The following is a 13,369-nucleotide window of genomic DNA, read 5'->3' on the forward strand; positions in this document are numbered from 1 at the left end:
TCGAAAGGAATCACCCATGACCCGCGATCTCGGCATCGGCGTCGTCTCCCTTGGCTGGATGGGGCGGCTGCACTCGGCCGCCTACGCAGCACTCCCGCTGCGCTATCCGGAGCTGGACGTGCGCCCTCGCCTCATCTCCTGTGCCGATCCCGTCGAGTCCAACCAGCAGGCGGCCATCAAGCAGTACGGGTTCGAGAAGGCCGTCGCCGATTACCACGAGGTGATCGACGACCCGCGGGTCGAGGCCCTGTCCATCTGCGCACCGAACTACCTGCACCACGAGATCGCCATGGCCGCCATCAAGGTCGGCAAGCCCTTCTGGATCGAGAAGCCGATGGGTGTCAACGCGCAGCAGTCGCGCGAGATCGCCGAGGGTGCCCAGCAGGCAGGTCTGGTCACCGCCGTCGGGTTCAACTACCGGCACGAACCCGCCATCGAGCGAATGCGCCAGCTGGTCCGTGAGGGCCGGCTCGGGCGGGTCACCAACGTGCGGGTCTGGCTGATCGCGGACTACGCCTCCGCCCCCGACGGCCCGCTGACCTGGCGCTACAGCAGGGAGAAGGCCGGTGCCGGCGTCGTCGGCGACCTGATGTCCCACGGCATCGACCTGGCCCAGCGGGTCACCGGCCAGCGGGTTGCCTCCGTGTCCGGCCTGACCGACACCTTCATCACCGAGCGCCCCATCCCCCTGACGGCTGGGGTGGGCCACGCGAAGGTCCAGCTGTCCGACCAGACCGGGCCCGTCGAGAACGAGGACTACGTCGCCGTGCTGGCCACCTTCGAGAACGGCATCGTCGGCACCTTCGAGTCCAGCCGCGTGGCCAACGGCCCCTGCGCCGAGTACGTGGTGGAGGTCTACGGCACCGAGGGCTCCGCCCGCTGGAGCTTCAGCCATCCCCAGGACCTGCAGCTGCTGATCCGCGGTGAAGGGCCTGCCACTGGCTACACCACCGCCATGATCGGCATGGAGGACGGCGACTTCGCCCGCTTCCAACCCGGCCCCGGCCAGACGATGAGTTTCGATGACCTCAAGGTGATCGAGGCAGCCCAGTTCGTGCAGTCCGTGCTCACCGGAACACAGGTGGCCCCCAGCGCCGGTGACGCCTGGCTGGCCGCCGCGGCCGACGAGGCCATCGTGGCCTCCGCGGCACAGAAGAGCTGGGTGGAGGTTCCGGCGGTGAGTGCCCCCACCACCTTCGCCTTCCCGAAGGACTGACAAGCGCCGAAGTACTGGCTCAACCGCCCCCCGGCATCGACACGATGCCGGGGGCGGTGCATTCCAGGGGCCGGATCGGGTAGCAGGGTACGAGGCGTAAAATGGCGACGTCGAGGTGATTCTCGACAGTCAACACACGATGGCCGTGCGGTAGGGGCCATCGGCTCCTCCTGCGGCGTGCCCTGGAGGATCCGAACAGATGACCGCCGTCCTGACCGCCACCGAGTCCAAGAAGACCACCCTCCCCCGCGCGGAGGTGCACCAGCAGCCCCTGATGCTTTGCGCAGCCGTCGTCCTGCTGCTGCTGGCACTGGTCCTCGCCGCCATGCTGACCGAGACACCGCTCGTCGCACTCGCCGTGGCCCTGCCCCTGATCGCCGGAAGCTTCGCGACCCTCGTCGCCTCCCTCCGACGACACTTCTGAGACACAGCACCTCACGAGAGGCGATCGCGGCCGATCCCCTTGGGCAGCCCGATCCGGGCGGCGAAGATCGCCATCCAACCAGCTCCGACAACGGCCACTGCCCCGATGGCCATTGCCGACTGCCATCACGACGACGGCGAGCACCATCCCCGGGATCCCCAGCCAGCGGGTGAGTGGCACCATCAGCAGGAATCCGGAACCGTAGACCAGCAGGCAGGTGACCAGGATCACCGCCCGCCCCAGGCGGTCCTTGAGGTAGCCGCCGGGGAACATCAAGACGATCTCGATGGCCGCCCCTACGGCGATCAGCAGGGAGATGGATGACTCGTCCAGCCCGACGCGCACTCCTACAGCTGCACGATGACGGGTTGGGCAACGCGCGCGGCGGCCAAGGTCGTGATGGCGACGCCCGCCAAGATGACGGCACTCCAGCGCACCCCCACCATGGGCGTGGCCTCGACAGGCTCGGCCGGCGAGTCCCCGCTCCCGGCCAGCGAGCCCTCAATCCCATTCCCCGAGCTTGTCGAGGAGCCCTCGGCCACCGCCCCCGTCGGGCTGTACAGGATGGCCACTGTGAGCACGGCGCACGCCACGCTCAGCACGTAGACGCTCCACAGCGGCAACCACAGCAGCAGGACTCCACCCACCAGCGGGCCGATCAGGTTCCCGACGCGCATCGTGCCGCCCAGAGCGGTCATGGCCCGGCCCACCTCATGGGCTTCGACATGGTCGGCGGTGTAGGCCTGCCGGGCCAGGCTCCAGACATTCATCGCGGGGGCCCGGCCGAAGGATGCCGCCATGAACAGGGCCAGTGCGCCACGCCCACCCCAGGCCAGGGCCGCGACGGTGACCAGGGTGAAGGACCCGATCACGGTCGTCGCCAGCAACATCGCGTGCTTGTCGCCCACGCGGTCGATCAGCCGGCCGGCGTGCACCGTCGTCGCCAGACCAATGCCGCCCAGGATGGCGACGATGGCCGCGGCCAGCGAGGCCGAGGCCCCCAGCTGCATCGCGGCCAAGACCTGCACGGGGACCGCCGCCCCACCCGCGACGCCGATCAGCAGCGACGGTGCGAGGATCGGCCAGAAGAGCCGTCGGTAGAGGGTGGGTGCGCGCACCCCGCCAACTCTGCCATGAGCCGCGATGGAGGGATCAGACCTGCAGCTCGTGCGCCAGCGCCTCCAGCTCGGCACCGCCGGCCATCTCGGCGGTCAGCTGGTCGAGGGTGATGGTCTGTTTGGTGCCGTCCAGGCTGACCCGTCCCAGTTTCAGCACGACGAAGTGGTCCCCCACCAGCCAGGCATGGTTGGGGTTGTGGGTGATGAAGATGACCGCCACCCCGGCCTCCCGGGCCCGGGCGATGTACTTGAGCACCACCCCGGACTGCTTGACGCCGAGCGCGGCGGTGGGCTCGTCGAGCACCAGCACCTTGGCACCGAAGTGCACGGCCCGGGCGATCGCGACGCACTGGCGCTGGCCGCCCGAGAGCGAGCCGACGGGGGTCTCGAGGTCCGGGATGACGATGCCCATCCGCTCCAGCGCCTCACCGCTGACCTGCTTCATCCGGGCGATGTCGAGCCGGCCGAAGGGCTTGCGGGTGATCTCGTTGCCCAGGAAGAAGTTGCGCCACACCGCCATCAGCGGCGCCAGCGCCAGGTCCTGGTAGACGGTCGCGATCCCGACGTCCTGCGCGTCGCGGGGTGACTCGAAGCGCGTCGGTTGCCCGTCGACGAGCAGCTCGCCGGAGTTGTGGGCGTGCAGGCCCGCGATGATCTTGATCAGCGTCGACTTGCCGGCGCCGTTGTCGCCCAACACGCAGGTGACCTCGCCGGCCCGCGCCACCAGGTTCACCCCGCGCAGCGCCTCGACGTTCCCGTAGCTCTTGCCGGCCCCACGAAGCTCGAGGATCGGGCTCTCCCCACCACGGGAGCCTCCCGGGGCCGTGGATGGGACTGGCCCCCGAGCGAGGGACGAGCGAGGGTGGTTGGCCGCGGGAGGCTCCGGGGTGGGGAGGCCGCTCGAAACCGCGTTCATCGACGTTCCGCCTTTCGCTTGAGCCAGACGTTCAGCAGCGTGGAGGCCAGCAGCATCACGCCGAGGAAGGTCTTGAACCAGTCTGGATTCCAGCCGGCATAGTTGATGCCCAGCTGGGTCATGCCGTAGATCAGGGCGCCGATGGAGGCGCCGACCACCGAACCGAAACCGCCCGTGGTGAGGCAGCCGCCGATCACCGCGGCGATGATGAAGATGAACTCCTTGCCCACGCCCTCGCCGGACTGCACCACGCCGTAGCCGAAGAGCAGGTGCATGCCCGACAGCCAGGCACAGAAGCCGACGAACAGGTAGAGCGCCACCTTGGTGCGTCGCACCGGCACACCCGAGGCGCGGGCGGCGGACTCGTCGCCGCCGACGGCCAGCACCCAGTTGCCCTGGCGGGTGCGCAGCATGATCCAGGCCCCCAGCAGCGTCAGCAGCAGCCAGTAGAGCAGGGTGACGCGCAGCACGACGGCATGGCTGCCCAGCTGCAGGGTCCACTGCGAGGCGAAGACGGCCCGTGCGGAGTTCCAGCCGGCCATGTCGTCGATGGCCCGTGAGGAGACATTGCCGCTGACCAGACGGGTGATGCCGAGGTTCACGCCCTGCAGGACGAAGAACATGCTGAGGCTGGTCAGGAAGCTGGGCAGCTGGGTGCGCACCAGCAGCAGGCCGTTGACCAGGGCCACCGCCAGGGTCACCAGCAGGGCGAGCAGCACCCCGAACCAGACGTGCAGGTTGAACCACCAGGTGAGCAGGGCAGCGGCCAGGCCGGCCGTGGTCACCAGCACGCCCGCGGACAGGTCGTACTCGCCGCCGATCAACAGCATCGCGATCGGCACCGCCATCATGCCGATGGTCGAGGCCTGGTAGAGGATCGTGCCCACGTTGTCGAGGTTGCGGAAGCTCGGGGCCACGGCCAGGAAGAAGGCCATGATCGCCAGGCCCGCCACCACCGAGCCGATCTCGGGGCGCACCAGCAGCCGGGTGACCAGGGAGCGTTGCCGGGTGCGGTCGTCGCCGGCCGCGGCGACGACGCTGGAGCCGCTCATCGCTTTCCTGCCTTGGCGAAGGCCTCGATCTGGTCGGCATTGGACCTGTCGACGAAGGCCGGCCCGGTGAAGACGGGATTGCCGCCACCGATGGTGTTGCCATTGGTCTTGTGCAGCCACAGGGCATCGACGGCCAGGTAGCCCTGCAGGTAGGGCTGCTGGTCGACGGCGAAGCTGATGGAGCCGTCCTTGATGGCCTTGACCAGTTCGGCATTGGTGTCGAAGGTGGCCACCTTCGCCTTCGAGCCGGCCTCCTTGACCGAACTGACCGCGGTCAGCGCCACCGAGGCCTTGAGCCCCAGGACGGTGTCGATCTCCTTGTCCTCCTGGAGCTTGGCGGTCACCTTGGTCTGCACGTCGGCGATGTCGGTGCCGGTCACGTAGAGCGTCTGGGTGCTGGGCAGCACCTCCTTGACGCCGGCGCAGCGCGACTCGTTGCCCACATTGCCCTGCTCGTGCAGGATGCACAGCACCTTCCTGGCGCCCTCGGTCTTGAGCTTCTCGCCGGTCTTCTGGCCGGCGACGCGGTCCTCCTGGCCGAAGAAGCCGATGGCCCCCATCCTCTGCCACTGGTCGACGCCGCCGTTCATGGCGGTGACCGGGATCCCGGCCTTGACGGCATTGCGCACGGCGGCGGACATCTGGTCGGGCTTGGACAGGGTGGTGGCGATGCCGTCGACGCCCTTGTCGACGGCGGCATTGACCAGCGCGGCCTGCTCGGCGCCCTCGGGGTGCGCCTGGTACTCGAGCTTGATGCAGTCCTTCCTGGCGGCGTCCTCGGCACCCTTGCGCACCAGGTCCCAGAAGTCGTCACCGGGGGCCGAGTGGGTGACCATGGTGACGGTCATCGTCGTGCTGGTGCAGCCGCCGGCCGAGGCGGATCGCTCGGCAGCGGCGCGGCCGCCGGTGGCCGAGCAGCCGGGGGCGAGCAGCACGAGGGCGGCCAGCACGGCGGGAATGGGGCGTGGGTTCACGGGGACCTCCAAGGGGTCGTCGACGACCAGTCACAGGGAATCACCCGGATGGGGTGACAAAGTCGAACATTGTCACCCTACAGCGCCCACCGTCCTCACACCCTGCTGCTAGCTTGTCCCCATGCCCACGACCCTCCCGGTGGTGGTGGACCGCACGAGCCCCGTGCCGCTCTACCACCAGCTCGCCGAGCAGTGGGCCGACGCCATCCGCAGCGGGGCCCTCAAGCCCGGTGACCCCTTCGAGAACGAGCTCGCCCTGGTCGCCCGCCTGCGCCTGAGCCGTCCCACCATCCGCAAGGCCATGAACGAGCTGGTCCGCCAGGGCCTGCTGGTGCGCCGCCGCGGGGTGGGCACGCACGTCGCCAGCCAGGTGGTGCACAAGCGCGACGGCCTGACCACGCTCTTCGACGAGCTGCGGGCCAGCGGCCGCGAACCACGCACCCAGGTGCTGCGCCTGCAGGCCTCCCGACCGCACCCCATCGCGGCCGAGGCACTGGGCCTGTCCCCCGAGACGCCGCTGGTCTACCTGGAACGGCTGCGCTACAGCGACGGCGTGCCGCTGGTGGTGCTGCGCTCCTGGCTGCCGCCGAGCCTGACCGACGTGCGGGCCGAGGACTTCGTCGACCACGGCCTCTACGACGTGCTGGCCGGCCGCGGCATGCACAAGGCCGAGGCCCACCAGCGGATCCGGGCGCGCCTGGCCACCAGCCGGGAGCGCCACCTGCTGGCACTGGCCGCCGTCGACGCGGTGCTGACGGTGCAGTGGACCAGCTTCGATGCCGAGGGCAAGGGCCTGGAGTACGGGGAGCACTCCTACCGGGGCGACTCCTTCGAGCTCGACACCCGGCTGCGCTGACCGGCCGTCACGGCAACCGGCCAGCCGGCGCCACTACGTGAAGCTGGCGTAGAGCTCGTTGCTCACTGCGGCCAGTCCGTCGACGGTGGACTTGTTGGAGCCCTGCACCCACAGCACCCCGCCGTCGAGCTGGGCGAAGCAGCTGACCACGCCGTTGGCCGTGCCACAGGTGCTGTGCCCGTCGGTGGTGGGCTTGTCGAGCGCGGAGACGACGCGGGTGAAGTCGAGGCTGGGCGAGAGCGTCGCCATCACCATGTCGTCCTGGCTCTTGCCGGTGTACATGCCATTGCTGGTGCCGTCGGTGGGCTCGGCGACCTGGCCGGTGTAGCCCTTGACCTTGGCGGGAAGCTTGGCGGTGGCGAACTTCTTGGCATCCTTCGGCACGGCTGCAGAGGGCCGGACGCTGGGTGCCGCGGCCGAGGCGGAGGCGCTGGGGCTGGCCGACGGGCTGGCGGAGGCGCTCTCGACGGCGGCAGCCTCGGGCAGCGCGCTCTCGACGGGCGAGGCGGGCGAGGCGGGCGCCTCGGAGGCCGGACTGGCCTCGACGGCAGGGCTGTCCGCGGCCTTCGGGGCCTGGTCACCGCCACAGCCGGTGAGCGCGAACAGGGGCGCGAGGGCGAGGACGACGAACAGGCGACGGTCGGACATGGGAACTCCTGACGGGGTGCGGACCTGCCCGATCCTAGTTGCCCCGCAGGCCTTCGCGGGCGCCGACCGCCTGGCGTCGAGGCCTGGAGCCCGGCGTCGACGACGACGGCTGGCGCCACAGTGCCGTAGGTTTGTAGGCATGGCAACAGCTCTGGTCACCGGCGGAACCTCGGGAATCGGCAACGCCTTCGTCCGTGCACTGGCCGCCCGCGGCGACGACGTGGTGGTGGTGGCCCGCGACACCGAGCGGATGACGGCCCTGGCCGCCGAGATGGAGAAGACCCACGGCGTGACGGTCACCTGCCTCACGGCGGACCTGTCACTGGCCGAGGACGTGACGCGCATCGCGGACTGGATCGAGGACCCCGCCCATCCGCTCGACCTGGTGGTGAACAATGCCGGCTTCGGCCTGCACGCCAAGATCCTCGACAAGGAAGCCCTGCCGACGCAGCGTCGCGCGATGGACCTGATGACCTTCGCGGTGCTGGAGCTCTCGGCCGCCGCCGGGCGCGCGATGAAGGCCCGCGGCCACGGCCACATCATCAACGTCTCCTCCACCAGCGCCTGGATCTTCAGCGGCAACTACTCGGCCATCAAGGCCTGGGTGCGCAGCTTCACCGTCGCGCTGGCCATCGAGCTGGAGGGCACCGGCGTCACCGCGACTGCCCTGTGCCCCGGGTGGGTGCACACCGAGTTCCACCAGCGGGCCGGCGCCAGCACCGACAACCTGCCCGGCTTCGTCTGGGTGGATCCCGACGTCCTGGTGCGCGAGGCGCTGGCCGACGCCGAGAAGGGCCGGACCGTCTCCATCCCCACCGCCAAGTGGAAGGCGGCCATCTTCCTGGCCAGCCTTCCGGTGGCGCCGCCGCTGGTGCGCCTGTTCTCCAGCCGGCTGGCCCGCAGCAGGCACAAGAAATGACCCCCGGACCCCAGGACCAGAGCCCGGCTCCCGGTCATGAAAGGCGACTGAAGATGCCTCGCATCGAGCTTCCCCACTTCCCCGGCGGCGAGCGGGCCCGCTACCGCTCCCGTTCGCTGGCCGCCACCCGCAGCAGCGCCCAGATGCTGATGCTCAAGCCGGCCATCTGGCGGCTGCTCGACGTGCACGTGCACGGCAAGCAGAACCTGGACGACCTCGAGGGCGCCTTCATCGCGGTCGCCAACCACTCCAGCCATTTCGACGCGCCACTGATCATCGGTTCGCTGCCGCGTCGCCTCTCGCAGTACCTCTCGGCCGGTGCCGCCGCCGACTACTTCTTCGACGCCTGGTGGAAGGCCGCGCCGACCGCGCTGTTCTTCAACGCCTTCCCCGTCGACCGCAAGGGAACCCGTGGCCGCAAAGGGATCGCGGGCAACCTGCTCAGCGACGGCGTCCCGTTGATGCTCTTCCCCGAGGGCACCCGCTCGCGCACCGGGGCGATGGCGCCCTTCAAGCCGGGCGCGGCGGCGCTGTGCATCTCGCGCAGCGTGCCGGCCGTCCCGATCGCTCTGGTCGGCGCCTTCGCGGCATGGCCGTCGACGCAGAAGACCATGCCGCTCAACCGTCCGACCGTCCACGTGGTGATCGGCCCGCCGATGCACCCCATGCCCGGTGAGATCGCGCACCAGTTCAACGAGCGGATGCGCCGCCAGGTGCTGGAGCTGCACGACTCCACCGCCCGCGCCTATGGCATGAAGACACTCGCCGAGTACGCCCACACCGCCGCCCTCGAGAAAGCCCGCAGCTCGCAGGACCCCCAGACCGCCGATTCCCAGACGCAGGAGAAGCAGTGACCCAGACCAGCGACCAGCCCAGCCCCATCCAGCCCGCCCGGGGCAACCAGGTCAAGCGCCAGAAGTGGTGGGGCTGGGGCGCCGACGGCGACAAGCCCTATGCAGTGCACAACAAGCCGAAGTTCCCCGCCTTCGCCCAGGAGGTGCTGGGCGTCGACATCCTCGCCAAACCGCTCCAGACACCGGACTTCTCCGCGCTCGACGTGCCCGCCAGCATCCTGGGCGACGAGCTGCGCCAGCGCCTGGTCGAGGCCGTCGGCGCCGACAACGTGGACACCGGCGACGAGCTGCGCGTGATCCACTCCTACGGCAAGGGGGTGCGCGACCTGGTGCGGGTGCGCCGCGGCCAGCTGGGGCGCGTCCCCGACGCGGTCGTGCATCCCGGCAACACCGACGAGGTGCAGGCCGTGATGGAGGCGGCGCTCGAGGCCGATGCCGTCGTGATCCCCTACGGCGGCGGGTCGAACATCGTCGCCGCCCTGGAGGCGGAGCCCGGCGAGCAGCGCCAGGTGCTGAGCATCAACATGGGCCGGATGAACAAGGTCCTCGAGATCGACGAGGCCGCCGAGATCGCCCTCATCCAGGCCGGCGCCCTGGGCCCCGACATGGAGGCGCAGCTCAACGAGGAGGGCTGGACGCTGGGCCACTTCCCCGACTCCTTCGTCTGGTCCACCGTCGGCGGCTGGATCGCCACCCGTTCCAGCGGTTCACAGTCGGACAAGTACGGTGACATCTCCGAGGTCACCCGTGGCCTGCAGATGGTGATGCCCGCCCCGGCCGGCGACGCCGAGCGCACCCAGCTGCTGGAGCTGCGCCCGCTGCCGTCCTACTCCTCGGGCCCCAATGTGCGCGAGATGGTGCTCGGCTCCGAGGGACGGCTGGGAATCATCACCCAGGCGTGGATGCAGGTGCACAAGCTGGCGCCGGTGCGTGAGGTGCAGGCCTACTTCTACCCGAACTACGAGGCCGGGCTGAAGGCAGCCGAGCTGATCGCCCACTCCGACGTGCGCCCGATGATGCTGCGCGTCTCGGACGCCAACGAGACCAAGTTCTCGATGGCCAATGGCAGCAAGAGCTCGTCGAAGGTGAGCCACTACTCCAACAAGGCGGTCCAGAAGCTGATGGAGGCCAAGGGCTGGGACCTGGACCAGATCTGCATCAGCTTCGTCGGCTTCGAGGGCAGCGCGGTGCACGTGCGCTATGCCAAGGGCGCCGTGAACAAGATCGTGCGCAGCCAGGGCGGGATGAACGTCGGCAAGGGCCCCGGCACCCTGTTCGACCAGAAGAAGTACGACATCCCCTACATCCGCGACTTCCTGCTCAACATCGGCGTGCCGGCCGACGTCTCCGAGACCGCCACCCCGTGGAGCCGCACCGTCGAGATCCACACCGAGACGGTCAAGGCCGCCACGAAGGCCTGGGAGGAGGCCGGCACGAGGGGCTTCATCATGTGCCACCTGTCGCACAGCTACCACGCGGGTGCCTGCCAGTACTTCACCTTCGCGATCGCCGACGACTCCGAGCAGAACATGCGCACCTATGACCAGGTCAAGCGCGCGGTGCAGGACTCCTTCATGGCGCACGGCGGCACGGTCAGCCACCACCACGGCGTCGGCGAGGAGCACTCGCCGTGGATGGCCCAGGACATCAGCGAGGGCGGCGTCACCATCCAGAAGGCGCTCTTCGACGGCGTCGACCCCGGCCGCAACCTGAACCCGGGCAAGATCGTCCACGACGGCAAGCCGGGCATCAGCAGCAATTCCGAGGACGCCTGATCCACGGCCCCACCGGAGCTCCGGTGGGGCCGTCGGCCTTTCCGGGCTGGAGTTACCGGCACTGACGTCCACAAACCCCATCGAGAGCCGGCCTCAGTGCAGGTGCTGCATCCATGACCGCCCACGATGTGGTTTGTGGAGGCGCCCCGGGGGATCAGCCCCGCCCGGCCGAGCCCAGGACCCTCCCAAGGCCCGTCCGGTAGCCTCAAGGGGTGACCATCACCGTTCGTCAGATCACCGCCGAGCAGCACCTGGCCTTCATCGAGGCCAAGGCCGCCGACCCCAACTTCGGCACCACCGTGAGCTTCCTGCAGCTGCCCGCCTGGGCCAAGGTGAAGCCCGAGTGGGCGCACGAGTCCTTGGGCATCTTCGACGGCAGCGAGCTCGTCGGCACCGCCCTGGCCCTCTACCGCAGCATGCCGAAGATCGGCCGCACCCTGGCCTACCTGCCCGAGGGGCCAGTGGTGGACTGGAGGCGCGACGACATCGAGGAGATCCTGCAGGCGCTGGCCCAGCACGCGAAGCGCAAGGGTGCCTTCGGTCTGCGGATCGGCCCCACCGTCATCGAGCGCGTCTGGGAGGCCGGCACCATCAAGGAGGCCATCGCCGACGAGCTGGTGACCAGCCTCTCGCAGGTGACCCCCGACTTCTCCGACCCGGCCCACGCCGCCCTGGCCGCCCGGCTGCGCCGAATGGGCTGGCGCACGCCCGAGGACGGCGAGGGCTTCGCCGCCGGGCAGCCCCAGTTCAACTTCCAACTGGTGCTCATCCACGAGGACGGCAGCCAGAAGAGCACTGACGAGGTGCTGGCGGGCATGAACCAGCAGTGGCGCCGCAACATCAAGAGGGCCGCCAAGGCGGGCGTCGACGTGGTGCGCGGCGGCCGCGAGGACTTGGCCGCCTTCCACGAGGTCTACCTGGTCACCGCCGAGCGCGACGGTTTCACCGGCCGCCCGCTGTCCTACTTCGAGACCATGTGGGATGCGCTGAACGGCGAGCCTAAGGGCGCGACTGTGGAGCAGCCCCATCAGCACGACCGGATGCGCGTCTACCTGGCCAGGCACGAGGGCGACGTGGTGGCGGCCACCACCTGGATCCAGGTGGGCCTGCACACCTGGTACTCCTACGGTGCCTCGGCCAACGAGAAGCGCGAGGTGCGCGGCTCCAATGCCATCCAGTGGCAGATGATCCAGGACTCGCTGGAGGCCGGGGCTGCGGTCTACGACCTGCGCGGCATCGTCCAGGGCGTCGGCGCCGACGATCCCGAGATCGGATTGATCCAGTTCAAGGTGGGCACCGGCGGCCGCGCCGTCGCCTACCTGGGCGAGTGGGACCTGGCGATCAACAAGCCGCTCTATGCGGCCTTCGACCTGTACATGAACCGCAGCCGTCACATGGCCCGGGCCAAGGCGCTCACGCGGAACCCGAAGCGCTTCCTCGGCCCGCTCAAGAAGTTCGTCGGCAGCGCGAAGGGGGCGGTGAAGTGAGCCTCACCCTGCACATCGACACCGAGGCCTGGCGCAGCCACCTGCGCGGCGTCGCCGAGAAGACCCCCGGCCTGGTGCCGGTGGCCAAGGGCAATGGCTACGGCTTCGGGCTGGAGCGCCTGGCCCGGGAGGCGGCCGAGCTGGGCAGCGACGTGCTGGCCGTCGGCATCCAGGGCGAGGTCCGCACGGTGCGCGAGGCCGGCTGGCAGGGCGACGTGGTCGTCCTGACCCCGTGGAGCCCCGCCGACGGCACCGAGGTGCTCCACGACGAGCACGTGGTCAGCACCATCGCGCGCCTGGACGACCTGGCCGCAGCGAAGCTGGCCGCCCCGCAGACCCGGGTGATCCTGGAGATGCGCACCTCGATGCGACGCCACGGGCTGGCCGTCGACGAGCTGGCCCGCGCCGTCGACGCCCTGGGCGAGCTGCGGCTGGAGGGCTGGACCATCCACCTGCCGATGGTGGCCGAGGACCGCCTGGGCGAGGCACGGGCCCTGGCCGCGGCGGCGCTGGCGGCCCGCCGGGCACCGCTGTGGCTCTCGCACCTGTCGAACGACGAGTACGCCACCCTGTCGGGCGAGGTCGGTGTCGCCACCCATCTGCGCGTGGGCACCAAGCTGTGGCTCGGGGCGCCCGGCGCCACGCGTGTGACCGCGCGCGTGCTCGACATGCACCCGGTCTCGCGCGGTGAGCGGATCGGCTACTGGCAGCGGCGGATGCCGGTTGACGGCTGGGTGCTGGTGCTCAGCGGCGGCACGGCCAATGGCATCGCCCTGGAGGCGCCGAGTGCCGCCTCGAGCCTGCGCCAGCGCGCCATCACGGCGGTGACCGGCGGCATGGACGCAATGGGCCTGGCCCTGAGCCCCTACACGGTCGCGGGCAAGAAGCGTTTCTTCGTCGAGCCCCCGCACATGCAGAGCTCGCTGGTGCTGCTGCCCGGATGCGGTGCGGTGGCGATCGGCGACGAGGTTCCGGTGCAGGTGCGTGCCACGACGGCGACGGTGGATCGCATCGTCGGCTGAGGCGCGCTCGTCACACCCGAAGCTGACATGCAGCAGGCCCGCCCGGAACAGGCCCACGCCCGCCATCGAGGCCATGGGGCGGTCGGGTCCGGGCGACGGGCTGAGCTC

The 13,369-nt window shown here is 69.9% G+C and carries 12 protein-coding genes and 1 pseudogene; 8 read left to right on the plus strand and 5 right to left on the minus strand.

The features are described from left to right. Positions 1 to 16 precede the first annotated feature (16 nt). Both ACHFFZ_RS06805 and ACHFFZ_RS06810 read left to right on the plus strand, forming a co-directional pair. On the plus strand, positions 17 to 1,216 hold the full coding sequence (locus tag ACHFFZ_RS06805) for a Gfo/Idh/MocA family protein (protein WP_394275899.1): 1,200 nt from the start codon (positions 17 to 19) through the stop codon (positions 1,214 to 1,216). Between the two features lie 199 nt (positions 1,217 to 1,415). Continuing rightward, positions 1,416 to 1,640, plus strand: a complete 225-nt coding sequence (locus tag ACHFFZ_RS06810; protein ID WP_301407809.1) for a hypothetical protein — start codon at positions 1,416 to 1,418, stop codon at positions 1,638 to 1,640. 347 nt (positions 1,641 to 1,987) lie between these two features. On the opposite strand, the gene ACHFFZ_RS06815 is transcribed toward ACHFFZ_RS06810, so the two are convergent. From ACHFFZ_RS06815 to ACHFFZ_RS06830, 4 genes are all read right to left on the minus strand, one after another. Beyond that, positions 1,988 to 2,758, minus strand: coding sequence for an MFS transporter (locus ACHFFZ_RS06815; RefSeq protein ID WP_394275900.1), 771 nt, complete (start codon positions 2,756 to 2,758; stop codon positions 1,988 to 1,990). Positions 2,759 to 2,792: 34 nt separating this feature from the next. After that, entirely contained in the window at positions 2,793 to 3,491 is a 699-nt protein-coding gene (locus ACHFFZ_RS06820; RefSeq protein WP_394275901.1) for an ATP-binding cassette domain-containing protein, read from the minus strand. A gap of 179 nt (positions 3,492 to 3,670) precedes the next feature. Continuing rightward, the gene (locus tag ACHFFZ_RS06825) at positions 3,671 to 4,726 is read right to left on the minus strand and encodes an ABC transporter permease (protein WP_394275902.1); all 1,056 of its coding nucleotides are present in this window, start codon (positions 4,724 to 4,726) and stop codon (positions 3,671 to 3,673) included. Then, on the minus strand, positions 4,723 to 5,700 hold the full coding sequence (locus ACHFFZ_RS06830) for a substrate-binding domain-containing protein (RefSeq protein ID WP_394275903.1): 978 nt from the start codon (positions 5,698 to 5,700) through the stop codon (positions 4,723 to 4,725). Before ACHFFZ_RS06830 ends, ACHFFZ_RS06825 begins: the two co-directional genes overlap by 4 nt. Before the next feature lie 121 nt (positions 5,701 to 5,821). Here ACHFFZ_RS06830 and ACHFFZ_RS06835 point away from each other — a divergent pair, with 121 nt between their 5' ends. After that, positions 5,822 to 6,556, plus strand: a complete 735-nt coding sequence (locus ACHFFZ_RS06835) for a GntR family transcriptional regulator (protein ID WP_394275904.1) — start codon at positions 5,822 to 5,824, stop codon at positions 6,554 to 6,556. 33 nt (positions 6,557 to 6,589) lie between these two features. On the opposite strand, the gene ACHFFZ_RS06840 is transcribed toward ACHFFZ_RS06835, so the two are convergent. Continuing rightward, entirely contained in the window at positions 6,590 to 7,204 is a 615-nt protein-coding gene (locus ACHFFZ_RS06840; protein WP_394275905.1) for a hypothetical protein, read from the minus strand. A 139-nt stretch (positions 7,205 to 7,343) separates the two neighbouring features. Here ACHFFZ_RS06840 and ACHFFZ_RS06845 point away from each other — a divergent pair. The 5 genes and pseudogenes from ACHFFZ_RS06845 to ACHFFZ_RS06865 all read left to right on the plus strand — a co-directional run bounded on the left by ACHFFZ_RS06845 (position 7,344) and on the right by ACHFFZ_RS06865 (position 13,261). After that, positions 7,344 to 8,163, plus strand: a pseudogene (locus tag ACHFFZ_RS06845) (SDR family NAD(P)-dependent oxidoreductase). Between the two features lie 13 nt (positions 8,164 to 8,176). After that, positions 8,177 to 8,977, plus strand: a complete 801-nt coding sequence (locus tag ACHFFZ_RS06850; RefSeq protein ID WP_394275906.1) for a lysophospholipid acyltransferase family protein — start codon at positions 8,177 to 8,179, stop codon at positions 8,975 to 8,977. Continuing rightward, complete coding sequence (locus ACHFFZ_RS06855; protein WP_394275907.1) at positions 8,974 to 10,752, plus strand: FAD-binding oxidoreductase; 1,779 nt, start codon at positions 8,974 to 8,976, stop codon at positions 10,750 to 10,752. Before ACHFFZ_RS06850 ends, ACHFFZ_RS06855 begins: the two co-directional genes overlap by 4 nt. 212 nt (positions 10,753 to 10,964) lie before the next feature. Next, a complete protein-coding gene (locus ACHFFZ_RS06860; RefSeq protein ID WP_394275908.1) occupies positions 10,965 to 12,239 on the plus strand; it encodes a lipid II:glycine glycyltransferase FemX in 1,275 nt (424 codons plus the stop codon). Then, positions 12,236 to 13,261: an alanine racemase gene (locus tag ACHFFZ_RS06865; protein WP_394275909.1), complete on the plus strand. Its 1,026-nt coding sequence runs from the start codon at positions 12,236 to 12,238 to the stop codon at positions 13,259 to 13,261. The genes ACHFFZ_RS06860 and ACHFFZ_RS06865 overlap by 4 nt, the downstream gene beginning before the upstream one ends. Positions 13,262 to 13,369 lie beyond the last annotated feature (108 nt).

This window comes from Luteococcus sp. (assembly GCF_043424415.1).
Taxonomy (GTDB): domain Bacteria; phylum Actinomycetota; class Actinomycetes; order Propionibacteriales; family Propionibacteriaceae; genus Luteococcus.

Bases quoted from the DNA above. Each gene is read 5' to 3' on its own strand.
- ACHFFZ_RS06825 (WP_394275902.1), bottom strand. From the start codon at position 4,726: ATGAGCGGCTCCAGCGTCGTCGCCGCGGCCGGCGACGACCGCACCCGG.
- ACHFFZ_RS06835 (WP_394275904.1), top strand. From the start codon at position 5,822: ATGCCCACGACCCTCCCGGTGGTGGTGGACCGCACGAGCCCCGTGCCG.
- ACHFFZ_RS06810 (WP_301407809.1), top strand. From the start codon at position 1,416: ATGACCGCCGTCCTGACCGCCACCGAGTCCAAGAAGACCACCCTCCCC.
- ACHFFZ_RS06840 (WP_394275905.1), bottom strand. From the start codon at position 7,204: ATGTCCGACCGTCGCCTGTTCGTCGTCCTCGCCCTCGCGCCCCTGTTC.
- ACHFFZ_RS06850 (WP_394275906.1), top strand. From the start codon at position 8,177: ATGCCTCGCATCGAGCTTCCCCACTTCCCCGGCGGCGAGCGGGCCCGC.
- ACHFFZ_RS06805 (WP_394275899.1), top strand. From the start codon at position 17: ATGACCCGCGATCTCGGCATCGGCGTCGTCTCCCTTGGCTGGATGGGG.